The organism is Providencia sp. SP181 (assembly GCF_050446505.1).
Taxonomy (GTDB): Bacteria; Pseudomonadota; Gammaproteobacteria; order Enterobacterales; family Enterobacteriaceae; genus Providencia; species Providencia vermicola.
Genome location: NZ_JBBPXM010000003.1, coordinates 185,949 through 210,027, shown reverse-complemented (window position 1 = coordinate 210,027; position 24,079 = coordinate 185,949). Strand labels below are relative to the sequence as shown.

Genomic DNA, 24,079 nt, shown 5'->3' with positions numbered 1-24,079 from the left:
AAATTAATAATTTTAATTTTTAAATGCGATATATGCAGATATAAATGCTTTCGCGTTTTCTCTGGTTTTCTCTGGTGATTGGCCTGCACGGTAAAGGTCGTTCCCAAGCCCTGCGCCATAACAGCCTATGCTTAGGTACTCATGTAAATTTTGTGGCGTTACGCCACCAACGGCATAAATAGCTATATCTTTAGGGATCACTGACATCAGTGACTTAACGTAGTTAACTCCTAGCGGCGCAGTTGGAAATATTTTTAAGTTACAAGCACCTGCATCAATCGCTGTAAATGCCTCAGTGGCTGTTGCACAGCCTGGGTATATTTCCATCTTGTTTGCTAAAGATGATTTGATCACCGAAACATTAATATTCGGTGTGACAATAATCTTTGCGTTCATTGCTGCTAATTTTTCAACATTCTGTTGATTCAGGACAGTTCCTGCCCCTATTTTTAATTTATTGCCATAGTGCTGAATAGCCAATGGAATACTCTTTTCCCATTCAGGGGAATTCAATGGAATTTCTATATATTGAAAACCTTCTTCCGCCAGTATTGAAATATGTTCTAAAACCTCTTCAGGTTTAATTCCACGCAATATTGCAATTAAAGGAATTTCATTTTCAAGATTCATATAATCACCTAATAACAAATTATTAAGAATGCTTATTTATATTCTGTAAGGTTTAATATTGAAATTGCACCTAATCCAGAATACGGCTGTTCCTTTTTATCTTTTAATACGCTGATTTCACCCGTGAAATAACTATCATTTTTAATTAATAATTGAAGCGCATTTGCTAAGATAGGTTTTCCACTAATCACAATTTTTATATCGTTAGTCACACATAAGGCTTGACTGTTTTTTATCGCAAGTAAATCTGATGCTAAAATCGCGCCTAATAAAAAACTCGATTTTTGGTCAAGAGTAGCTTCCGTAAAAAGATCTAATAATCTGACTGAAAAACAGCTTCTGGCAATCCCTACTTGCTGACTTAACTCGGCACCCTTAAGTAAATATTCGCGATCAAGTTGCTGAACAAATTGATGCTCTAATGAGCTTGCGAGTATCGTTTGGTGCGTCAGCGTATCGAAGATTTCCCCTGCCATCGTAGTTGCCAGTGCAATCACATTTTTATTGTCATCAATGCGAACAAACTTTGAATGCGAACCTGGTAAGATAACCAGCGAAGCGCCTAAATCTGGCTGCTGTGATAAGATACCGAAGATCTCAACCTCTTCACCGCGCATCACATCCATGCTTTCAATAGAGTCAAACGTTAATTCCGTGGTTTTATTTTTAATTCCTGGTATAAAAATAATTGGCTTTTCGCTAATTTCATTTATCACGCGCGCACTGGCCTTTTGTGCGAGCTGTCTCATCGAAACTGGAGTCACTTCATGAGGCAAATGGCATAACCCAATTTCTGAAGTAATCATACCCGATGCCACTAAGCGATAATTTTCCCTTTCTTCATCACTAAACTTTGCTAAAAGTTGTGCCAAAAGCGTTTTTATTGATTGAATTAAACGCACATTATTTCCATTTTTCGCACAATCCCGAATCCCAACTTCCGCGCTCAGCTCTCCCACAACCATATTGTTTCGCCATGCTCTCACGCGGGTATTTGTTGTCCCTGTATCAATGGTCACTATCAACATATTTATCCCTTTAAAATAACGGAACGTTGTTCCTTTTTTTATAAGATACATCAAAATATAGGAATGTCGTTCCGTTTTTATAAGAATGACGATCGTGATCACAATCAGTAACGTAAAGACAAGGCTTATCAATTAATTACAGATCTCCCGCCTTTACACACAAAAAGAGTCACAACAAGGAGAAAATGGAACGACGTTTAATTCACATGAAATTGTGCGTACAATGACCCCCAGCGCATGTAAGGAGCCAACAATGACGAAAGACAGCCAAGCAAACTCATCAAACATTGATAGAGTACTGACCATCCTTGAAGAGATAAGTAATCATTCCGATGGAATTTCATTGGCAGAATTAGTTAAAAACACAGGGATCGCCAAAACCACTGCGTTTCGGATATTAGAGACGTTAAAAGAACGCCAATATGTCAGTATCGATCACCTTACAGAGCGTTATAACCTTGATTTAAAAAGCCTTGAACTTGGCATTAAAGGTTTAATGAATGTCAATTTAGTTGAAGTTTCAATCCCTTATTTAAAAACACTATCGAGCTCAACATTCGAAACCTGTTTTTTGGGGGTCTATAACAGCGGGCATGTGGTGTACCTGTATAAAAGTGAAGGTACCCTCTCAATTCAAACAACTGCAAAATTAGGGGCAAGGCTACCCGCCTATTGCACAGGGATTGGGAAAGCGCTTTTAGCGTTCCAACCGTTGGAAGAAATTGATGAGGTTCTGGATAAACCTCTGGTGAAATTCACGGAAAAAACCGTTGTCGATAGAATGAAACTGTATGAATTGTTGGCAGATATTCGTTTGAAAGGCTTTTCTTTAGATGATGAAGAAAATGAAGAAGGGCTAACGTGTGTTGCAAGGCCAATATTTAACTACACTGGCAACATTGTTGGGGCTATCAGTGTTGCAGGCCCAACACACCGTATGTTACCCAAAATAGATAGGGTCAACGATGAACTTGCCCATGTTTGTTTGCTGATTTCTCGCCGCCTGGGCTATATCGAACCCGCCGTCAGCAAATAAACACAAAAAAACCCCATCTAACATGTTAGGTGGGGTGCCAAAATAGCCATATTTGTTGTTTACACAAGAATCAATTACACAAGAGCAATGTACTGGCTCACTTCCCTGTGAAACCCGAACTTAGTGGCGATTTCTCACCAACTGATACCGACGACTTAGGTATTCGATAGGTGCACTCCAGATGTGCACTAAACGGCAGAATGGGAAGAGTAAGAATATTGTCATCCCCAACACGATATGTAACTTGAACACGATGCCAACGCCTTCAAGGTAATTCGACGCGCCCCAATGGAATGTCACAACTGATTGCGCCCATCCCACTAACTTCAACATTTCACTGCCATCCATGTGCTGTGCAGAGAATGGAATAGTGAGTAGCCCTAAACACACTTGCACCACCAGCAATACCATAATCATGATGTCACCAAAGGAAGATGTGGCGCGAATACGTGGGTTAGTCAGTCGGCGTTTCAGTAACATCGCTCCACCAATTAACATCATCACCCCCGCAGAGCCGCCCCCGATCATCGCCATCAACTGCTTGATATGCATTGGTAGGAAAGATTCATACATCCAATGTGGTGTTAACATCCCCAGAAAATGGCCGACAAAAATCCCAATAATCCCCAAATGGAATAAATTGGATGCCAGACGCATATTCTTTTTATCTAACATTTGACTCGAACCCGCACGCCATGTGTATTGACCGTAGTCATAACGCAGCCAGCTACCGACAATAAACACGGTGCCTGCAATATACGGATAGATGTCGAAGAAGAATTGATTGAGAAAATTCATTTTTGCACTCCTACATGGCTGCTCGTACCAAGGTCCAAGTATTGCGGCGTGACGGCATTGGCAAAACGGTGTTGATGGGCGGTGACTTCCCCACCGCAGGTTTTCTCATCCGCAAAAAACTTCACTTGTTCCTCTTCCCACACCGCATCAAGGGCTTGAGGCGTGTCATCCCGCGCTTCTGATGCCACTTTTTCGCTAAGTTGCTCAGTGGTAATTTCGCTATTGGATAACTCAAGTAATATCTCAAACAAGCTCGCAAAGCGGCTTTCACGCTGTTTTAATCGCTCCCCTAGTAACGCTAAGATTGGCGCGATATCGTGCAAGCCCCCCACAGTTTCTTGCGGTGGTAAAACAGTGAGATACTCCAAGTAAATAGGCAAATAGTCGGGTAGCTCTTTGCAATCAATTTGCAAGCCATGCTGCTGGTACTGCCCCATTAAATCGACCATTGCTTGACCGCGGTCGCGGGATTCCCCATGAACATGCTCGAATAACAGTAACGATGTTGCGCGCCCTCTATCAAACAGCTCACAATATTGCGCCTGCATATCTAACAAGTCGTCATTGAGATATTCGCGCACAAACATCATCAACTGAATAGCACGAGTAACAGGTAATTCATCTGCTTGCTCTAATGCTTCGATTAACTCATCGCGGTGCTGCCAAAGCGCCTCTGAAGGGTATTCTAACAGCCGAGAAATCACTCTTAACGTCATCATAGTGTGTTCTCCTGCGCTGTTTTTGGCGTCACATCAATGGCATCAATACGTCTACTATTAAACAGATTGGTTTTGCTATCACTACCATGGCAACCATCACCAAAACTAAAGCCACAAGCTTTGGCTTCAGGGAACGCTTCACGTGCTAATTCACGATGACTGGATGGGATCACAAAACGGTCTTCATAGTTAGCAATTGCCAAGTAACGGTACATTTCTTGGGCTTGCTCTTCCGTTAATCCCACTTGCTCCAACGCACTGGTATCACACTGGTTTTCTACGGTTTCAGCACGTTTATAATGGCGCATCGCTAACATACGTTTTAGTGCTAACAGCACAGGCTCTGTGTCCCCAGCCGTCAATAAATTGGCGAGGTACTGCACTGGAATGCGCAGGCTTTCCACATCAGGCAATACGCCATTGTTAGCCAATAAACCCGAATCAGCGACAGATTGAATGGGTGACAGAGGTGGCACATACCACACCATCGGTAATGTGCGATATTCAGGATGCAGCGGCAGCGCTAGTTTCCACTCCATCGCCATTTTATACACTGGCGATTTCTGAGCAGCGTCGATCACACTTAATGGGATCCCCTGTTTTTGCGCTTCTTCAATCACTTTAGGATCGTGTGGATCAAGGAAGACATCGAGCTGACTTTGATACAGATCCGTTTCTTTTTCTACACTCGCCGCCGATTCAATTTTATCGGCGTCATACAGCAACACACCTAAATAACGGATACGCCCAACACAGGTTTCCGAGCAAACCGTTGGCATGCCAGATTCAATGCGAGGGTAACAGAAAATACATTTTTCTGACTTGCCGCTTTTCCAGTTAAAGTAGATTTTTTTGTACGGGCAGCCTGTCAGGCACATACGCCAGCCACGGCATTTATCTTGGTCAATCAAGACTATACCGTCTTCAGAGCGTTTGTAAATCGCACCGCTTGGGCACGTTGCAACACAAGCAGGGTTCAAACAATGTTCACACAGGCGTGGCAAATACATCATGAAAGTATTTTCAAATTGCCCATACATCTCTTTTTGGATGTGCTCAAAGTTTTTGTCTGCGGCGCGTTTCGCAAATTCGCCACCAAGGTCATCTTCCCAGTTAGGCCCCATTTTCACGTTGCTCATCCGTTCGCCTGTGATCAATGACCGTGGACGCGCAGTTGGCACATGTTTGCCTTCTTTGGCATTTTTTAAATGGCCGTAGTCATAATTAAATGGCTCATAATAATCATCCAAAGCAGGTACATCAGGATTAGCAAAGATTTTAGACAGCACGCCCACTTTGTTCCCCATACGAGGAACCAGCTTGCCTTTGATGGTACGGATCCAACCGCCTTTCCATTTTTCCTGATCTTCCCAGTGATGGGGATAGCCGATACCTGGTTTGGTCTCGACATTATTAAACCATGCGTATTCAACACCTTCGCGACTGGTCCAGACATTTTTACAGGTCACTGAGCATGTATGGCAACCAATACATTTATCGAGGTTTAGCACCATGCCGACTTGAGAACGAATTTTCATTATGCTTTCTCCTTTCCGCTCAGGGTCTGCTGATAGGCATCGTTTTCCCCATCCAGCCAGTCGACCTGTTTCATTTTGCGAACAACCACAAATTCATCACGGTTAGAACCCACGGTTCCGTAATAATTGAAGCTATAAGCTAGATGGGCGTAACCGCCAATCATATGGGTTGGTTTCGGGCAAACACGCGTTACTGAGTTATGAATACCCCCGCGCTGCGCCGTAATTTCTGACCCCGGCAAATTGATCAACCGTTCTTGCGCGTGGTACATCATGATCATGCCATCAGGGATCCGTTGGCTGACGATCGCTTTTGCTGTCAGCGCCCCATTGCTGTTAAACGCTTCAACCCAATCATTATCTTCAATGCCTAACTCGCGAGCATCGTCCTCACTTAGCCAAACCACAGGGCCACCACGACCGAGCGTCAACATCAATAAGTTGTCGCTATAAGTGGAGTGAATACCCCATTTTTGGTGTGGCGTTAGGAAATTCAACGCTTTTTCAGGGTAACCGTTGGATTTTTTACCCATTAATGGCTGAGCCGCACGCGTATCAATTGGCGGGCGATATACCACGAGACTTTCACCAAAGGCACGCATCCATTCATGATCTTGATATAACTGCTGACGACCACTAAGTGTACGCCATGGGATCATCTCGTGAACGTTGGTATAACAAGCGTTGTAAGAGACATGTTCATCTTCTAAGCCTGACCACGTTGGGCTGGAAATGATCTTACGTGGCTGTGCCACAATATCGCGGAAGCGAATTTTCTCATCTTCTTTGTAGCGTGCTAAATGCGTATGGTCGCGCCCTGTCACCTTGCTTAACGCATCCCATGCTTTCACTGCCACTTGCCCATTGGTTTCGGGGGCTAAAGTTAAAATCACCTCGGCAGCATCAATGGCAGTGTCAATTTTAGGGCGGCCTGCATTAGCCCCTTCTGGCTGGGTTTTGTTCAGCTTTTTCAGGAAATCAACTTCATCTTGCGTATTCCAACTGATGCCTTTCCCACCGTTCCCTAATTTGTCCATTAATGGACCAAGGGAGGTAAAACGTGCGTAAGTATTGGGGTAGTCACGTTCAACACAAATAATGTGCGGCGCCGTTTTTCCAGGGATCAGCTCGCACTGGCCTTTTTTCCAATCTCTCACATCAAAAGGTTGCGCCATTTCAGCTTTACTGTCGTGCTGGATCGGCAGTGTGACGACATCCGTTTCTTTGCCTAGATGGCCGACACTGACATCTGAGAAAGCTTTGGCAATGCCTTTGTAGATTTCCCAATCGCTTTTCGATTCCCAAGCAGGGTCAACCGCGGCGGATAATGGGTGAATAAACGGATGCATATCCGAGGTATTCATATCGTCTTTTTCATACCAAGTGGCGGTCGGTAAAATAACGTCTGAGAACAGGCAGGTGCTCGACATTCTGAAATCGAGAGTCACCACTAAGTCCACTTTCCCTTGTGCTGCTGTATCTTGCCATTCTACTTCCTCAGGTTTGACGCCACCTTGTTGACCTAAATCTTTGCCTTGAATACCGTTTTCAGTACCCAGCAAATATTTCAATAAATATTCATGGCCCTTCCCTGCGGAACCCAATAAGTTTGAGCGCCAAATAAACAGGTTACGTGGGAAATTTTGTGGGTCATCTGGCTGTTCTGCTGCAAAACGAATATTGCCGTCCTTCAATTGCTTAACGGTGTAATCTACTGGGGAAAGCCCCACGTCTTGTGCCTGTTTAGCAATTTTGATTGGGTTAACGCTTAATTGTGGTGCAGATGGCAACCAGCCCATTCTTTCAGCACGCACATTCATGTCCACTAAACTGCCGCTAAATGCTTTTTTATCCGCTAAAGGTGAGAGTAACTCTTCCGTCCCTACCGTTTCATAACGCCATTGGCTTGAATGGTTATAGAAGAATGATGTGCTGTTCATATGGCGTGGTGGACGCTGCCAATCAAGACCAAAAGCCAGTGGCGTCCAGCCTGTTTGTGGGCGCAATTTTTCCTGGCCGACGTAATGTGACCAACCACCGCCGCTTTGCCCCACGCAGCCACAGAAAATCAGCATGTTGATAATTGCGCGGTAAGTCATATCCATGTGGTACCAGTGGTTGATACCAGCCCCAACAATTACCATCGCACGGCCGTGGGTTTTCTCTGCGGTGTCCGCAAATTCACGGGCGATGCGAATGATATTTTGGCGGCTCACCCCAGTGACTTTTTCAGCCCATGCAGGGGAATAGGCTTTCATATCATCGTAATCAACGGCACAGTTTTCATCACCGAAACCACGGTCAATACCGTAGTTAGCAAGCATCAAATCATACACACTAGTAACCAGTGACTCACTGCCATCCGCAAGCTGAATACGTTTCGCGGGTAATTTGTGCAACAAAACATCTTTCAATTCAACACGTTGGAAATGTTCGCTTTCTAAACCACCAAAGTATGGGAAGCCAACCTCAACAAATTCATCGTGCGTATCTGCAAGGCTGAGTTGCATTTTGATCTGGTGTGCATCTTGCCCTGCGCGCGGTTCTAAGTTCCATTTTTGGCTGTCATCCCAACGGAACCCCATCGAGCCTTGAGGGGCGCACAGTGCCCCTGTTTCTTCATCAATCGCGATGGTTTTCCATTCGGCATTTTTCTCTTCGCCTAAAGAATCAACGAGATCCGAAGCACGCAGCATACGCCCAGCAACATACGCACCGTTTTCATGTTTATCGAGCATCACCAACATCGGCATATCGGTGTAAGTGCGAACATATTCACGGAAATATTCCGCTTCACGTTTGACGTGGAACTCATTGAGGATGACATGCCCCATTGCCATCGCCATGGCACTGTCAGTCCCTTGTTTTGGGTTCAGCCAATGGTCGCAGAATTTGGTGATTTCGGCGTAATCTGGCGTGACAGCAACAGTTTTCGTCCCTTTGTAGCGGACTTCTGCAAAGAAGTGAGCATCAGGCGTACGAGTTTGCGGGACGTTCGAGCCCCAAGCAATAATATAAGATGAGTTATACCAGTCTGCGGATTCTGGTACATCCGTTTGCTCCCCCCACGTCATTGGGGATGCAGGCGGTAAGTCGCAGTACCAATCGTAGAAGCTCAGGCAAGCCCCACCAATGAGAGATAAATAACGGGCACCTGACGCATAAGACACCATCGACATCGCAGGGATTGGCGAAAAACCGACAATGCGGTCAGGACCAAATTCCTTAATCGTCGCCACGTTAGCAGCTGCAATTAACTCGTTCACTTCCTGCCAGCTGGAGCGAACAAAACCACCGCGACCACGAGCTTGTTTGTAACTCTGCGCTTTTTCTGGGTCGCTAATGATGGATAACCATGCTGCGACGGGGTCTTGGTGCTCTGCTTTTGCATCGCGCCATAATTTCAGTAAACGCTTACGCATCATCGGGTATTTCACGCGGTTTGCACTGTATAAATACCATGAATAGCTGGCACCACGCGGACAACCACGAGGCTCGTGATCAGGTAAATCTGGGCGGGTGCGTGGGTAGTCAGTTTGTTGTGTTTCCCACGTCACAAGGCCATTTTTGACGTAAATTTTCCAGCTACATGAACCAGTGCAGTTAACACCGTGGGTCGAACGTACGACTTTATCGTGCTGCCAGCGACTACGGTAACTATCCTCCCAATCACGGTTAACATTGAGCTCTTGCCCATGGTCGCCTGCGAAGGTATCACCCAGCTGCTTAAAATAACGAAATCTATCTAAAAATTTGCTCATTCGGATTGCCTCCAAAGAGACGGCGACCGCCGCCGTACATTGCTTAAAAAGGATTTTTTTAACTTGTTATTATTTGTGGGTACGTCCGTAAACTAACCACGTGATAAACACACAAGAGAGATAGAACACAAAGAACACTTTCATGGCATCAGCGGGTGAGCCTGTCAGGGTTAACGACGTCCCAAAGGCTTTTGGAATAAAAAAGCCACCAATTGCACCAATGGCAGAGATAAACCCAAGCGCTGCCGCACTTTCTGTTACTGCTTCTTTTTGTGCTTCTTGCTCTGAAGCACCTCTTAATAAAGCCTTGTCCATGGTTAATTTGCGAAAAACCACGGCAATCATTTGGAATGTGGAACCACTGCCTAAACCTGCCGTTAAAAACAGCACCATAAACACACCATAAAACGCACCGAAGGAGCCGCCTTGGCCATTTTCTGGCAAGGTAAAGAACAGTAGCCCTGAAAAAATAGCCATGGCGATAAAGTTCAGGAAAGTTACTTTGACGCCGCCAAAACGGTCAGACAGCATGCCGCCAAGTGGGCGGGCTAATGCACCAAGGAATGGGCCAAAAAAGGCAAATTTCAAGATGACGATATCGGGAAACTGGGTTTTCGACAGCATGGCAAAGCCCGCGGAAAAACCGATAAATGAACCAAATGTTGAGAGGTACAACAGGCTTAAAATCCACAGATGTCCACGTTTTAAAACAGGAAGTTGCTGTTTTAAGGAGGCTTTATTTGCTGCCAAATCGTTCATGCCAAACCATGCCATCACCGTAAAGAACAGCAAGAATGGCACCCAAACCCACGCAGCATTTTCCAGCCAAAGTACAGAACCGTCAGGCTGAACCGCTCCTGTTCCACCCGCAAAAGCAAACACCCCCACACCGACAATAAACGGGGCGACTAACTGCATCACGCTAACGCCTAGATTTCCTAGACCACCATTTAAGCCCAGCGCACCACCTTGGCGAGCTTTCGGAAAAAAGAAACTGATATTCGCCATGCTTGATGCAAAGTTTGCCCCAGCAAAACCACAAAGCAGGGAAATAATCACAAATACTTGGTATGGCGTTGTTGGGTCTTGAATCGCATACCCCAACCAAATACACGGAATAATCAGAAATACAGTGCTAATTGCCGTCCAACGACGACCACCAAAGATAGGAATAACAAAAGAATAGGGCACGCGTAATAAGGCGCCAGAAACGGAAGGCAGTGCGGTTAATAAAAATAATTGGTCAGTGGTAAAATTAAAACCCACTTTATTTAAATTAACAGCAACCGCACTAAATAGCATCCATACACAGAATGCAAGCAATAAACACGGAATTGAAATCCACAAATTACGTTTGGCAATTCGCTGACCTGTTTGCTGCCAAAATTGGCTTTCTTCAGGACGCCAATCCTGAATAACACCTTTTGGCTGCACAGCCGTATTATTAATCCTCTCTCGTTGAGACATAATTCACCCCGATAAATACGATTTTCTGAGCGCAGTGTGTGGCGAATAAGCCAGCATGAAGCTGATCTAAATCAAGGTAGATTTAAATCAAATTTGGCACGAAATTCAGACCGTCCACCAGAGGAGTATTAGGGGTATTTTTAGTTAACCAATTAAATATAAACGAATAATTTAATACATTAAAAACATTCATTGATGCAAATTTTAGCAAAAAGACTCGGCGAGATATTAGGGAGTAATACCGAAGTGGCATATTCAATTTTGTCTAATAGAGGAACAATAATAGCGTTATAAAAAATATTGAATAATGATGTCATGGAATTAAGGATTATGTATGCCAACTGCGAACCGCCGATTTTCAATCATTAACCAAGTTATTGGCTTAATGTTATTGATTGCTGTACTCGGTATTATTGGCATGACAATTTCCAACCAAATGATTATTAGCGTGCAAGGGAACGCTCACGCAATAAATAAATCGGGGTCGCTAAGAATGCAAAGTTATCACTTGCTTTCATTAACACCACTCAATACCTATTCGGATATTTATCTGAATGAACTTGAACATGATTTATTAAGCCCTGAATTAACCCAAGTGGTCGAAATAGAGGATTTAACTAATCTATTTAGCGAGCTTCACCAATATTGGCTAAACGACTTAAGACCTGCGCTAGCAAAAGCCAATTCCCCCAATGATGCACGTTTTGAGGTTATCACTTTTGTTAATAAAATCGATGAGTTAGTAAAAAGTATCGATGAAAAAACAGAACGTAAAATGACCTATGTCGCCATGACACAAATGGTGTTTATCGGCCTCGTTTCTCTATTATTACTCTTCACCATTTGCCATTTTAGGAAGAAAATTTATTACCCTTGGCTAAAACTGTTAAATATGGTGAATGCGATTAGTCATCGGGATTTTAGCCAACGTTATCCAACGTATAAAAAACATGATGAGCTTAGCGCTCTTGGACAAACATTAAACCAAATGTCTGATGAATTAGCGCAAAGTTACCGTCAATTAGAGTCTCGTGTCGAAGAAAAAACGGCAGACTTACAGAATAAAAACAAAGTATTGCTGTACCTGTATCAATCAAATCGTACCTTGCATTCCATCGACCCACTGGCGGTACGCCTAGAAAAAGTACTGATAGAACTACAAAACCTAATCCCCCTTAAAAATATTAGCTTGCGGCTATATGAAGAAAATAACGATACCTATTTTCATGACATCCACTGTGGTGAATTTCCAGCCCCTGAAACCGTGGAACATCCAACAATGTTATCGTGGGATATCTCCGATAATTTACACCGCTATGGGGTTATCCTAGCTGAGATCTCAATAGATAGGCCTTTATCCGATGAGCAAAATAATTTAGTGCTAATGTTGGTCAAACAAATCACTGGTATGTTAGCAATGGCGCACCAATTAGAGCAGCAACAACAATTGCTAATTATGGATGAACGCTCGGCAATCGCCAGAGAACTCCATGACTCTATTGCCCAATCGTTATCATGTTTAAAAATGCAAATTAGCTATCTGCAAATGCAGCCAGAATCTTTGCCCAATAAACAACAAGATTTACTCAATGAAATGCGCAATGAAATTAACTCTGCTTATAGCCAATTACGTGAATTATTAACCACTTTTAGGTTAAAGCTCACTGAACCAGGTTTATTGCCCTCTTTAGAAAGTACTATCAATGAATTTAGCCAACGTGTTGGCTTTGAAATAAATTTGAATTACCAACTGCCAGCAAAAAGCATTTCGCCACACCAAGCTATTCATATCATACAGATAATCCGAGAAGCCTTGAGCAATATTCTCAAGCACGCCAATGCAAATTGGTCGCAAGTTTCGTTATTCGAAAATGCAGACGTTATCACCGTCACCATTGAAGATAATGGTGACGGTATTCAACCCCAGCCCACGAAAAATAACCATTATGGACTGATTATCATGAGGGAAAGGGCTCTGAGCTTAAACGGAGAATACCAAATTGCACCTCGTGTTCAGGGGGGAACAACAGTCAGTGTCACATTCCCACTCGCTGTGGCTTAATTAAATTGGAGTTACTTGTTGATGGAAAACAAAAATATCACCACTGGCCAATCCACAATTTTACTCATTGATGATCATCCGATGCTGCGTAATGGGGTTAAGCAACTAATCAGCTTAGAGCCGACATTGCGAGTCATTGGGGAAGCTGATGACGGAGAAACAGGCATTAAAATCGCCGAAGAATATGATCCAGATTTAATCCTATTAGACTTAAATATGCCAGGAATGAACGGGTTTGAAGTCCTCTGCAATTTACGCAACCACGAACTTTCTGGCCGCATTATTTTATTCACCGTTTCTAACTATGGTGAAGATTTAATTAATGCGCTAAAACACGGTGCTGATGGCTATTTATTAAAAGATATGGAACCCGAAAAACTCATTGTTGCATTGAAAGAAGCCGCCAGCGGTAAAATGGTTGTCAGTCCAACATTAGCCTCTGTTTTAGCCGAATCATTAAGAGATAATCGCACATCTACTGAACATAATTTATCGGTACTCACCCCAAGAGAAACGCATATTTTAGATTTAATCTCACGGGGGCTATCCAATAAGCAGATTGCCAATAAATTAAATATTACGGAGAGTACCGTTAAAGTACATGTGAAGCATTTACTGAAAAAACTCAATTTAAAATCGCGTATTGAAGCCGCTATTTGGGTTTTACAGCAAAAGTAATAATTAGGTTAATGCATCTAACCATGGCTGCTGTTTTGGGTAACGCCGACGGTAGCCATGCATCGCCACCGATAATTGAATCAAATCAGTGAATTTTGTTGGGTCTAGCCCCGTTTGCTTTTTAATTTGTTGTAGCCGATAACTTAACGTGTTGCGGTGAATACCAAGCTGCAAAGCGGTATTACCAATTTCACCATTTTGCGATAAAAATAACTCTAACGTTTCCAACAAACTTTCCCCTGAATCATGCAATAAAATTTTGTTGCAAATATCCAAAAAGAAATTAAATAAATAACTGTTTTCTAACTCATTAAATAAACAAAATGAGGCCATTTCTTTAAATAAGAAAACCTGTTTTTCAGGGACTGTCTGACGTCCCACATCAATCACTGAGCGAGCAAAATGCACCGCATCACGCACATGTTCTTCGCTATCGGCTTGCACACCAACACCAATATAGTACTGACTCAGTTGACCATCCAAAATAAAATGTAGGTTAGGAATAAATGATTCATTTTGATAGTGTTTTGAGGGAAATAGCATCAATACTTCACGGCTATTGAGTAGCAATACATCACTTTTTTCCATCGCCGATAATTCTGTAATGATGGTATCTAAGATTTCAGGGCGATATTGAATGGCTTCAATATTAATAATCACTGGGATCGTGGGTAGCGAAAACGAAAAACCTGAGTTATGCAGCTTTAATAATGCACTACGTCCCTGAATAGGTGTGGCACTTTCAATAAACTGAACAAATAACATATCCCGTAAGCGGTGCTGCCAATTGATGCTACGACGCTCAATTTCTTGCTGAATAAGTAACTCCGCGGTAAGAATCGCTAATTCCGCATAACGCTGAATAACCACGGGATCGCCACTCACGCCAATCACCAACTCCACTTTGTCAGCCACAATAATCGGATGATTGATCCCTGGGGCTACATTAGAATAAGCACGGGCTTCATTTTCATTGTAAATTGTGATCCGTTTGCCGCAGCGGATCACCTCCACTGCGGCTTCATGTGTTTCACCAATACGTTTTTTTTCACCTGAAGCGATAATCATCCCCTGACTGTTAATCACATTGACGTTGTGGTGGATGATCCCCATCGCACGCGTGACAATATCATTAGCTAATTTTTCAGTCAGTAGCATATTACCGCCTCATCTTATTGTTTTATTAAATTTTTTGGCTTGCTAATACTGTTCTTAGTAAGTTTTCAGCGGTATCCACTAGGTAACGCTCTCCATTAACCATCGCTTGCTCTAAAGAAACAGGTCCAGGGCAAAGTGACCACATCGCCGTAATCCCGTGTTGATACAAAATTCGACTATCCTCACTGTATCCACCGCATAAGGCGATTGTCGGCACACCAAAGCGACTTGCCATACGGGCGACACCGACGGGTGCTTTACCGTTGGCACTTTGGCTGTCCATCCGCCCCTCTCCAACAATCACTAAGTCTGCTTGTTGAATATAAGCCTCTGCACCCAATAACCCGAGAACAAGGTCAATCCCTTTTTCGAGCTTAGCATCGACAAACCAACGCAATCCTGCACCGAGTCCACCAGCCGCGCCACTTCCCGCTTCTGATGAGACATCTTTCCCTAAGGTACTCGACATTAATTGTGCATAATGCGTCATACCTGCTTCCAGCTGGTCTAGTACAGTTTTATCAGCCCCTTTTTGTGGGCCATAAATATACGTTGCTCCATTTTTGCCGAGCAGCGGGTTTTCCACATCACAAGATACGTTAAATTCAACGGCCGCAGCACGAGGATCAAACTTATCCAAGTCAATTTTTGCGATATTAATAAGGTTCTCACCATTTATTGGCGAGCTAATCAGTTGATGGTTTTTATCGTAAAATTGTGCGCCTAGTGCTTGCGCAAAGCCCGCCCCGCCATCGTTTGTTGCACTTCCACCTATACCAAGAATAATGCGGTTGCACCCCAAGTCGAGGGCATATTTCACCATTTCCCCCAAACCGTATGTTGAGGCTTTTTCTGCATGGCGAAATTCAGGTTTGACAAGCTCTAGGCCACTGCATTGTGCCATTTCAATAAAAGCGGTTTTTCCGTCCAGCACCAACAGCCGTGCATCAACTTGGCTGCCATAAGGCCCTGTACACGTCAATATGTAAGGCGTTACACCAGATAAAACTGGACTATGCTCTAGTGACTCCAACAGGCCTTCTCCGCCATCAGATATTGGCAATAACGTCATATCCAAATCGGAGGATACACGCTTGAAACCCTCAGCAACTGCTTGGCATGCCTGCTGTGCTGAGCAACTTCCTTTAAAGGAATCAAGTGCGATAACAATTTTCATGTAGGCTTTCCTATTGTAAATGGCGATGTTGCGTTATTTTGCTTGTACCGATGTTGGCGTTTTTACTTTCTCGCTGTTGCTCATACCGTTGGTGTTCACTCGCGAAGCGATAAGTGTTCCGATAACCAACAAGCCAACACCAAACCATAATCCAGAGGTGGCAGTGCCTGTGTAATCTTCAAAGAAACCTAAAATAAATGGTCCTAAGAAACCGCCAAATAACCCTAAACAGTTCAGTAAGGCCAAACTCCCTGCCAGCATACTACCACTCATATACGTTGGTGGAAGTGAGAAAATAATAGATTGCACAACAAAGAACATAAAGGCAGTTAAGCAAAAGCCGATTAGCCCAACCACTGGCCCGCCAAGTGCCCCAATCACCAATCCAACAGCCATCACCGCATAACCCGAAATTAAAATGCGGGACGAACGACGCGGAGTATTCGCTTTTCTTGCCACAAAAATGCCGCCAATAGCCGCTGAAATCCAAGGAATTGCCGTTAATAAGCCTATTTGAATTGGCGTTAACTTGCCGTATTCACCAATAATCGTTGGTAAAAAATAACTTAAGCCGTATACAGAGAATTGGTGCGTAAAATAAATCGCGACAATCATCATAAACGCTTTATTTTTAAATGCCGCCTTAAGTGAGAATTTGTTATTACTGACACTAATGCTGTTTTGGTCTTGCTCGTGTTTATATTTAATATAATTCCGATCGTCTTCATCTAACCATTTTGCGTCTTCTGGTTTATTCGGTAAAACAAACCACACGACAAAAGCCAAAATAACCGCAGGTAAACCTTCAATCACAAACATCCATTGCCAACCATGGAAACCTAATAGCCCATCCATGCTTAACAATAAACCACTCAATGGTGCACCAATGATATTGGCAAGACACACCCCTAATAAGAATAACCCTGTTGCTTTAGCCCGTTCTTCTTGGCTAAACCAGTAGGTCATATACAGGATCACACCAGGGTATAACCCCGCTTCTGCTGCCCCTAATAATAGGCGCAAAATATAAAAAGACGTAGGCCCTGTAACGAATGCCATTGCGGCAGACAATAACCCCCACGTGATCATGATCCGCGTGATCCAAAAGCGCGCACCCACTTTTTCCATGATCAGGTTACTTGGGATCTCAAGAATTGAATAGGTCAGGAAAAATAACCCCGCGCCGATCCCGAATGCCGTGGCAGATAATCCGAGGTCTATCGACATCGCATGTTTTGCCATCCCGATATTCGTGCGGTCAATAAAGCTAATAATATAAGCCAAAATCAATAACGGCATCAGGTTGCGATATATCTTTGCGTTGGTCTTTTTACCCTGTGCCGCATAATCTAACTTTGCATTTGTAGAAAACATAGATAAGATCCTCATGTTGCAGTGAAACAGGCTTGGTGCTTTCTTACATTCCCCTACCTGTTGTTATTACCTCAGCAACAGCCCGACGCCCCACGTCGGGCTTTTTACTTGCGGTATTTCTTATTCTCTTTCGAACAACATTGATATCCCTTGACCACCACCGATACACATCGTCACTAACCCTGTAGTAACCTGACGGCGTTCCATTTCATACATTAACTTAACGGGTAAAATCGCCCCACTCGCCCCAACGGGGTGACCCAGTGCAATCGCGCCGCCATTCACATTGACCCGTGAACTATCTAATGACAAATCATTCATAACTGCTATCGCCTGAGCGGCAAAAGCTTCATTTAACTCAATGAGATCAATGTCTTTGACATCCATCTTTATTTTTTCCATCAAGCGGCGTGTCGCAGGTGCGGGACCGAACCCCATAATAGCGGCTTCACATCCTGCAACCGCCCAATCCACCACTTTCATCCGTGGCTTCAAACCACGTTTTTCCGCTTCTTCGCGGCGCATCATCACTAATGCCGCTGCACCATCATTAATCCCTGAAGAGTTGGCTGCAGTAATCACACCATCCGCTTTAAATGCAGGGCGTAATTTTGCCAGTTTTTCCCTTGGCGTATCTCGTGGGTGTTCATCCGTATCGAAAATACGTGTCCCTTTACGCCCTTCTTGAATTTCCATCGGCAGGATTTGATCTTTAAAGTAACCTGCTTCGATGGCTTTCAGCGCTTTTTGCTGACTATCCCAGGCAAAATCGTCCATTTCCTCACGGGAAATATTAAATTGCTCTGCGACATTTTCCGCCGTCATCCCGTTGTGGTATGGGCCTTCAGGCCAAGTTAAAATCGACGTCAATCCATCTTCTAAAACATCATTGCCCATGCGGTAGCCATAACGCGCTTTACGCAAGTAGTACGGCAGCATGGTCATGTTTTCCGTTCCGCATGCCACAACCACATTCGACTGCCCTGTTTGCAACAACATCATGCCATCTGCCAGTGCCTGTAGCCCCGAGCCACATTGGCGGTTAACAGAATAAGCGGTAGTTTCTTTTGGTAAGCCAGCACGTAGTTGACAGATCCGCGCAATAAAACCGCTTTCTGCGATTTGCCCCACGTTTCCGACAATCACTTCATCCACATCTTCTGGTGCGATCCCTGCACGTTTTACGGCTTCACGGATCACTTCAGCCCCTAAATCGTGTTGGTGCGTGTTCGCAAAACTGCCACCCATAGTACCAATCGCCGTTCTCACACCACTGACAATCACAATATCATTTGCGTTTTTCATTCTGTTCTCCTACAGCACCATACCGCCGCCAACGTTAATCACTTCGCCATTGATATAGCGCGCTTTGTCTGACGCTAAGAACGCCACACATTGCCCAACGTCTCGTGGGTCACCCGCAAAGCCCGCAGGGATTTTGCTGATCATGATGTCCCACACTTTTTCAGGCACACCCCGGGTCATGTCAGTATCAATAAACCCAGGGCAGATAGCATTGACGGTGACGCCTTTACGCGCCAATTCGCGACAAGCGGTTTTCGTTAAGCCGATAACCCCTGCTTTTGAGGCTGCATAGTTAGCTTGCCCCACATTTCCTAACCAGCTTGCGGAAGAGATATTCACAATGCGACCACTTCCTTGCTCGCGCATCAATTTTGCTGCTTCTTGCATACAGTTAAACGTGCCTTTCAAGTTAATGTCGATAACCTTATCCCAATCGTCGTCACTTAACTTATGCAGCATGCCATCACGGTTGATCCCTGCGTTATTGACAATCACGTCAATGGCGCCAAAGTGTTCTTTAGCTTGTGAAAAGAGTGCATTTACTTGCTCGCGTTTGGAAATATCACACGGGATAAACACGGCTTCAAAGCCTTGATCCTGTAGCTGTTTTGCGCTTTCTTCACCAGAGGACATCGCGAGGTCGGAAATCACCACTTTTGCACCTTCTTCTGCCAGTACCTGTGCAATAGCAAAACCAATACCTCTTGCTGAGCCCGTGACGATGGCAACTTTGTCTTTGACTAACATAAATAAATTCCTCTTTAATATTGAAACTATAAATACGAAACCAAACCAAAAGGCGCTTCTTCAAATAATGAAGAGGACATCACTTTCAAATCAGGGGAGATTTCTGGCACGAAATCCATATGGGCAAGAATGTCACGCTCAATGTCAATCCCTGGTGCGATTTCAACCAATACAGGCACTTTTCCACCCAAGGTAAATACCGCACGCTCCGTGACAAAATGCATGGTTTGGTTAATCTGGCGTGCCACATCTGCGTTCCAAGAAATCTGCCTAACGTTATTCACCAACTTACGAATATCCCCTTCACGGGTAATCTTTAACTGCCCGTTTTCACAGTGGATATCTAACCCTTTCGCAGTAAATGTTGAGCAAAAAACCACATGGCGGGCATTTTGTGTGATATCAATAAACCCACCTGCTCCTGGGCAAATATTGCCAAGTAAAGTGGCATTCACATGGCCGCTGGCATCCATTTCCCCTGCGCCCATATAGGTGATATCTACCCCCGCCCCGTTGTAGTAAAGCATCTGATCTTGGTGGCTGATCATCGCAGACAGGTTGCGGCCAATACCAAAATCAATCCCCCCCGCTTGAACTCCGCCCCAAATGCCAGATTCCACAGTGATATCCACGCATTTCGTGGCCTCTTCCTCTTGAATGATTGAACCGATCACATCATTCGGGATCCCTGTCCCTAAGTTAATCACACAGTTTTCAGTGAGGTAACGACAGGCGATACGCCCGATCAACTTGCGAATATCGAGCGGCAATGGTGTGGTTTGCTGTACAGGCGTGCGGATATCACCGCACAGTGTTGGGTCAAAGAACCAACTTGAAGACTGGCGGTGGTCTTCTTCTGGGTTATCACAAATCACAATGTGGTCAATAAAACTGGCAGGAACAGTAACGCGTTTCGGGTGCAAAGTGCCTTCTTCCACGCAATACTTCACCTGAGCAATGACTTTCCCACCGAAGCGTTTTGCCGCTAAAACCGCATGCAACACTTCCAACGACATGGCTTCTTCATCAGTGGTCAGGTTGCCTTTGCTGTCTGCATGCGTACCGCGGATCACCACAACATCCAGCGGAATTTCGGGGTACCACAACCAATCTTCCCCTTTAAAACTCACTTTTTCGACCAGCGGTGGCAGTGCTAGCGTTTTAGCATTCATTCGGCCGCCTTCTAAATCAGGGTCAATAAATGTCCCTAAACCGACTTTGGATAAACGACCAGGAAGACCTGCTGCCATCGCGCCATACAAATGCACCATTTGCCCTTGAGGTAAGCAGTAGGCCTCAACTTCATTGTCGTTGATCATCTGCATCCAACGCGGCGCTAATCCCCAGTGAGAGCCAATAATACGTTTCACCATGCCTTGATGTGCAAAATGTTGATTGCCGCGAATACGGTTACATTGCCCTGCCGCATGCACTAACGTTAATTGTTTTGGCGAACCTTCTGATAAAAAACGCTGTTCAATGGCAGACAAAATAGACTCAGCTGCGCTGGTTAATGTCATTCCCACAGTACAAATTGTATCGCCATCATTAATTAATTCAGCGGCTTCTTGTTTAGAAATAAACTTATTATTCATGATAAAACCTACCTAAAGGCTAATATTTCATAGCCCTTTATTTGATAAATTAAAAAAGAATTAGCTGTTAGCTATTTAAAGAATAATATCGCTGTTTTAAATCTTTCTTACTTATTTTCCCATTCCATGTTCTTGGGAAATTACGGGTAAACATAATTTTTACAGGGACTTTATAATTAGGTATCCGTTCTTTTAGCCATTCCATAATTTCTTTACTGGTTAAACACACTTGGCTTTCTGGAATAATAAACGCTATTGGTTCTTCACCATAAATTGGGCTTTCTACTGGAATAACGGCGACTTCATTGACACCAGGGTAATTGGAAATTAAATCTTCAACTTCGATAGAATAAATTTTTTCCCCACCTCGATTAATCATATCTTTAATTCTATCTTGAATATAAAGAAAGCCGTCTTCATCCAGATAACCAATATCCCCAGTAAAGAACCACCCATCCTGAAACGACGTGGTATTTGCAGGGCTATCAGGCCAATAACGCTGGATGACAACATCCCCTTTAACCCAAATATTCCCAGTTTCATTTACCTGTTTTTCTTCACCCTTTTCACTTCTAATCGAAACTTTCAGCCCTGGAACTGGTGTGCCTGAACTGGCTTTTTTCGGGCTGTTTCGAATATCATCTAAATATACCGTTGCAGGGGACGATGTTTCCGTTAAACCATATATAGAATGAATTGATGTTTTTGCAAAAATATAAGATAGCTCTTTAATCGTTCCTTCATTTAAATGCCCTGCACCGCAGGCAATCATTTTCAACGAATTAAATCTTTCTAAATTAATGCTTTTATTTTCTTTTATCTTTTGAACTAATAAAATGAAAACTGTCGGCGAGCCATGTAAAAAAGTAATTTTTTCTTTCGCAATTGTTGAAATCATTTCTTTAGCATTAAATTTTTGATGTAGAAAAATAGTTCCACCAATATGAATAAATAATGCCAAAATAGCCGATAGCCCAGTAATATGGTAAATCGGTACGGCTAATATCGTTTTATCATTTTCAGTTAATTTTAATGTTTGTTGATAAGCATAAACCGCTGACAAAATATTTTTATGCGTAATGACTGCACCTTTTGGTGCCCCTGTTGTCCCTGATGTAAAAATAATGACGGCGGGGTCTTCTTCATTAACATGATTCACAAACGTCATTTCATCCGTCAGTGTTAATGCTTTCCATTGAGAAAGGCTGATACCTTTCACATTAAAGTCCCCCAACCACGGCTGGTAGGTATCATCCCAAAAAATGGCATCTGCATTAATACGTGAAAGATGCTCTTTGCCCTCAAACTCCTTCATTTTGGTGCTTAATGGAATAACCTGAATACCCAGCCCCACCGCCGCATAAAATAGCTGGCAAAACTCTATGGTGTTTCCCCACCCCAAAATAATACGGTCGCCTTTTCGCAATTGTAGGGTCGATGTTAGCCAAAACATCGTTTGGTTGACCTTCACCAATAACTGGCGATAACGCCAATGCTGCTCTTCAAAAACAATAGCGACAGCATCAGGCTGCGTGTTTGCCCTATTTAATAGGCTTTGATAGATATTTGAATTTGATGCAAACATGGGCGCACTCCAACCAACGGATATCTCTTATTGGTATTCAATGTATAAAATGCCCCCTGCGAAATTAGTGCCAATGTTCACATATTGTTCACATCCTTTTTTTAATTGGATTAGTTATTTGCACAATTCGTTTGTTAAATATTTTTCGCTTAAGTGTCAATTAAAGGTGTTTTTTTGATTGCCGAGATAAATATTTACCTTTAGTTATCAACTTAACACTTAAGCTATCTCAGCTTAAGGGCGATTTTTTTACTGACTCGTTGTGCGCATTAACAACACCAGCGTAATTTCACCAATCAGATTTTATGCAAAAAAACCATTCTGTTTAAAGATGGAGTTCATGCACGCTGCACAGTTCACAACCTGATCACACCTAAAAATAGATAAAAAAGCTGGCGAATTGGCAATGGCTTGCTACAGTGGAACCATTAGCAATGGGATTATTGAATCAAATTCTTCGAAATAATTAAGGAGATAATCAATGGCAGACACACCGTATATTCCACCAAAAGTATGGCAATGGCAGCAAGGCAATGGCGGCAAATTTGCCAATATTAACCGCCCTGTTTCTGGTGCCACACACGAAAAAGAACTTCCAATTGGTAAGCACCCACTACAGCTCTATTCACTGGGCACACCTAACGGGCAAAAAGTGACAATTATGCTTGAGGAGCTGTTAGCGCTGGGTATTCAAGAAGCCGAATATGATGCTTGGTTGATTAATATTGGTGAAGGTGACCAATTTGGTTCTGGCTTTGTGGATATCAACCCGAATTCAAAAATCCCTGCATTAGTCGACAGAAGTGGTAAAGAACCTATCCGCGTGTTCGAGTCAGGTTCAATTCTTACCTATTTGGCGGAAAAATTTTCTGCCTTTTTACCTACCACACAGCCTGAGCGCGCCGAAACATTATCGTGGTTATTTTGGCAGATGGGCTCAGCCCCCTTTGCGGGAGGCGGTTTCGGTCATTTTTACGCCTATGCCCCTGAAAAATACGAATACCCAATCAATCGATTTGCCATGGAAACCAAGCGCCAGCTTGACGTGTTAGACAAACGCCTAGCAGACAATAAATACGTGGCAGGTGATAACTACACTATCGCTGATATCGCCATCTGGCCGTGGTATGGTGCCTTAGTCAAAGGCTGGCTATATGACGCCGCCGAGTTTTTATCAGTGCATGAGTACAAAAATGTCATTCGCTGGGCAGATGAAGTTTATGCACGCCCTGCAGTACAACGCGGCCGCCGCGTCAATCGCTTACAAGGCGATCCCGCACAACAAGTACGCGAACGCCACGATGCGAGTGATATTAACTAACCAATATCATCAAGGTGGCATATTGCCACTTTCAGACTGCTGACAAACCGATCAGGTTTGACTACAGACTGGATAGGTTTTGAAAATAAATTAGGAAAAT

At 43.6% G+C, this 24,079-nt stretch carries 18 protein-coding genes; 4 read left to right on the top strand and 14 right to left on the bottom strand.

Going from position 1 to position 24,079, the window contains the following annotated elements:
- Nucleotides 1–12: 12 nt before the first annotated feature.
- Together AABS66_RS06715 and AABS66_RS06710 are read right to left on the bottom strand one after the other, a co-directional pair.
- Nucleotides 13–630: a 2-dehydro-3-deoxy-6-phosphogalactonate aldolase gene (locus AABS66_RS06715; protein ID WP_206083363.1), complete on the bottom strand. Its 618-nt coding sequence runs from the start codon at nucleotides 628–630 to the stop codon at nucleotides 13–15.
- 32 nt (nucleotides 631–662) lie between these two features.
- Nucleotides 663–1,658 carry a 2-dehydro-3-deoxygalactonokinase gene (locus AABS66_RS06710; RefSeq protein ID WP_206083362.1) on the bottom strand — a complete coding sequence of 332 codons (996 nt, stop codon included), beginning with the start codon at nucleotides 1,656–1,658 and terminating at the stop codon, nucleotides 663–665.
- A 253-nt stretch (nucleotides 1,659–1,911) separates the two neighbouring features.
- Here AABS66_RS06710 and AABS66_RS06705 point away from each other — a divergent pair, with 253 nt between their 5' ends.
- Entirely contained in the window at nucleotides 1,912–2,694 is a 783-nt protein-coding gene (locus tag AABS66_RS06705) for an IclR family transcriptional regulator (protein WP_225820483.1), read from the top strand.
- A gap of 120 nt (nucleotides 2,695–2,814) precedes the next feature.
- On the opposite strand, the gene narI is transcribed toward AABS66_RS06705, so the two are convergent.
- The 5 genes from narI to AABS66_RS06680 form a co-directional block, all read right to left on the bottom strand.
- The gene (gene narI, locus AABS66_RS06700; RefSeq protein ID WP_206083360.1) at nucleotides 2,815–3,492 is read right to left on the bottom strand and encodes a respiratory nitrate reductase subunit gamma; all 678 of its coding nucleotides are present in this window, start codon (nucleotides 3,490–3,492) and stop codon (nucleotides 2,815–2,817) included.
- Nucleotides 3,489–4,211: a nitrate reductase molybdenum cofactor assembly chaperone gene (gene narJ / locus AABS66_RS06695; RefSeq protein WP_272681487.1), complete on the bottom strand. Its 723-nt coding sequence runs from the start codon at nucleotides 4,209–4,211 to the stop codon at nucleotides 3,489–3,491. The genes narI and narJ overlap by 4 nt, the downstream gene beginning before the upstream one ends.
- Nucleotides 4,208–5,749, bottom strand: coding sequence for a nitrate reductase subunit beta (gene narH / locus AABS66_RS06690; RefSeq protein WP_206083358.1), 1,542 nt, complete (start codon nucleotides 5,747–5,749; stop codon nucleotides 4,208–4,210). Before narH ends, narJ begins: the two co-directional genes overlap by 4 nt.
- Nucleotides 5,749–9,510 carry a nitrate reductase subunit alpha gene (locus tag AABS66_RS06685; RefSeq protein ID WP_349415525.1) on the bottom strand — a complete coding sequence of 1,254 codons (3,762 nt, stop codon included), beginning with the start codon at nucleotides 9,508–9,510 and terminating at the stop codon, nucleotides 5,749–5,751. The genes narH and AABS66_RS06685 overlap by 1 nt, the downstream gene beginning before the upstream one ends.
- A 69-nt stretch (nucleotides 9,511–9,579) precedes the next feature.
- The gene (locus AABS66_RS06680) at nucleotides 9,580–10,977 is read right to left on the bottom strand and encodes a NarK family nitrate/nitrite MFS transporter (RefSeq protein ID WP_272573961.1); all 1,398 of its coding nucleotides are present in this window, start codon (nucleotides 10,975–10,977) and stop codon (nucleotides 9,580–9,582) included.
- A gap of 334 nt (nucleotides 10,978–11,311) precedes the next feature.
- Between AABS66_RS06680 and narX the strand changes: the two genes are divergently transcribed.
- Nucleotides 11,312–13,039, top strand: a complete 1,728-nt coding sequence (gene narX, locus AABS66_RS06675; protein WP_272539359.1) for a nitrate/nitrite two-component system sensor histidine kinase NarX — start codon at nucleotides 11,312–11,314, stop codon at nucleotides 13,037–13,039.
- A 21-nt stretch (nucleotides 13,040–13,060) separates the two neighbouring features.
- Entirely contained in the window at nucleotides 13,061–13,717 is a 657-nt protein-coding gene (gene narL / locus AABS66_RS06670; RefSeq protein WP_206083354.1) for a two-component system response regulator NarL, read from the top strand.
- Nucleotides 13,718–13,720: 3 nt separating this feature from the next.
- Here narL and AABS66_RS06665 read toward each other — a convergent pair whose 3' ends face one another.
- The 7 genes from AABS66_RS06665 to AABS66_RS06635 all read right to left on the bottom strand — a co-directional run bounded on the left by AABS66_RS06665 (nucleotide 13,721) and on the right by AABS66_RS06635 (nucleotide 22,658).
- Nucleotides 13,721–14,875: a CdaR family transcriptional regulator gene (locus tag AABS66_RS06665; RefSeq protein WP_206083353.1), complete on the bottom strand. Its 1,155-nt coding sequence runs from the start codon at nucleotides 14,873–14,875 to the stop codon at nucleotides 13,721–13,723.
- 25 nt (nucleotides 14,876–14,900) lie between these two features.
- The gene (locus AABS66_RS06660) at nucleotides 14,901–16,052 is read right to left on the bottom strand and encodes a glycerate kinase (RefSeq protein ID WP_206083352.1); all 1,152 of its coding nucleotides are present in this window, start codon (nucleotides 16,050–16,052) and stop codon (nucleotides 14,901–14,903) included.
- 33 nt (nucleotides 16,053–16,085) lie between these two features.
- Nucleotides 16,086–17,426, bottom strand: coding sequence for an MFS transporter (locus tag AABS66_RS06655; protein ID WP_206083351.1), 1,341 nt, complete (start codon nucleotides 17,424–17,426; stop codon nucleotides 16,086–16,088).
- Nucleotides 17,427–17,546: 120 nt separating this feature from the next.
- A complete protein-coding gene (locus tag AABS66_RS06650; protein WP_206083350.1) occupies nucleotides 17,547–18,731 on the bottom strand; it encodes a thiolase family protein in 1,185 nt (394 codons plus the stop codon).
- Nucleotides 18,732–18,740: 9 nt separating this feature from the next.
- Nucleotides 18,741–19,478 (bottom strand): 3-oxoacyl-ACP reductase FabG, encoded by a 738-nt coding sequence (fabG, locus tag AABS66_RS06645; protein ID WP_206083349.1) that lies wholly within the window; start codon nucleotides 19,476–19,478, stop codon nucleotides 18,741–18,743.
- A 26-nt stretch (nucleotides 19,479–19,504) separates the two neighbouring features.
- Nucleotides 19,505–21,073 carry an acyl CoA:acetate/3-ketoacid CoA transferase gene (locus tag AABS66_RS06640; RefSeq protein WP_206083348.1) on the bottom strand — a complete coding sequence of 523 codons (1,569 nt, stop codon included), beginning with the start codon at nucleotides 21,071–21,073 and terminating at the stop codon, nucleotides 19,505–19,507.
- Between the two features lie 67 nt (nucleotides 21,074–21,140).
- A complete protein-coding gene (locus AABS66_RS06635) occupies nucleotides 21,141–22,658 on the bottom strand; it encodes a class I adenylate-forming enzyme family protein (RefSeq protein ID WP_206083347.1) in 1,518 nt (505 codons plus the stop codon).
- A 481-nt stretch (nucleotides 22,659–23,139) separates the two neighbouring features.
- Between AABS66_RS06635 and yghU the strand changes: the two genes are divergently transcribed.
- The gene (yghU, locus tag AABS66_RS06630; RefSeq protein ID WP_206083346.1) at nucleotides 23,140–23,979 is read left to right on the top strand and encodes a glutathione-dependent disulfide-bond oxidoreductase; all 840 of its coding nucleotides are present in this window, start codon (nucleotides 23,140–23,142) and stop codon (nucleotides 23,977–23,979) included.
- Nucleotides 23,980–24,079 lie beyond the last annotated feature (100 nt).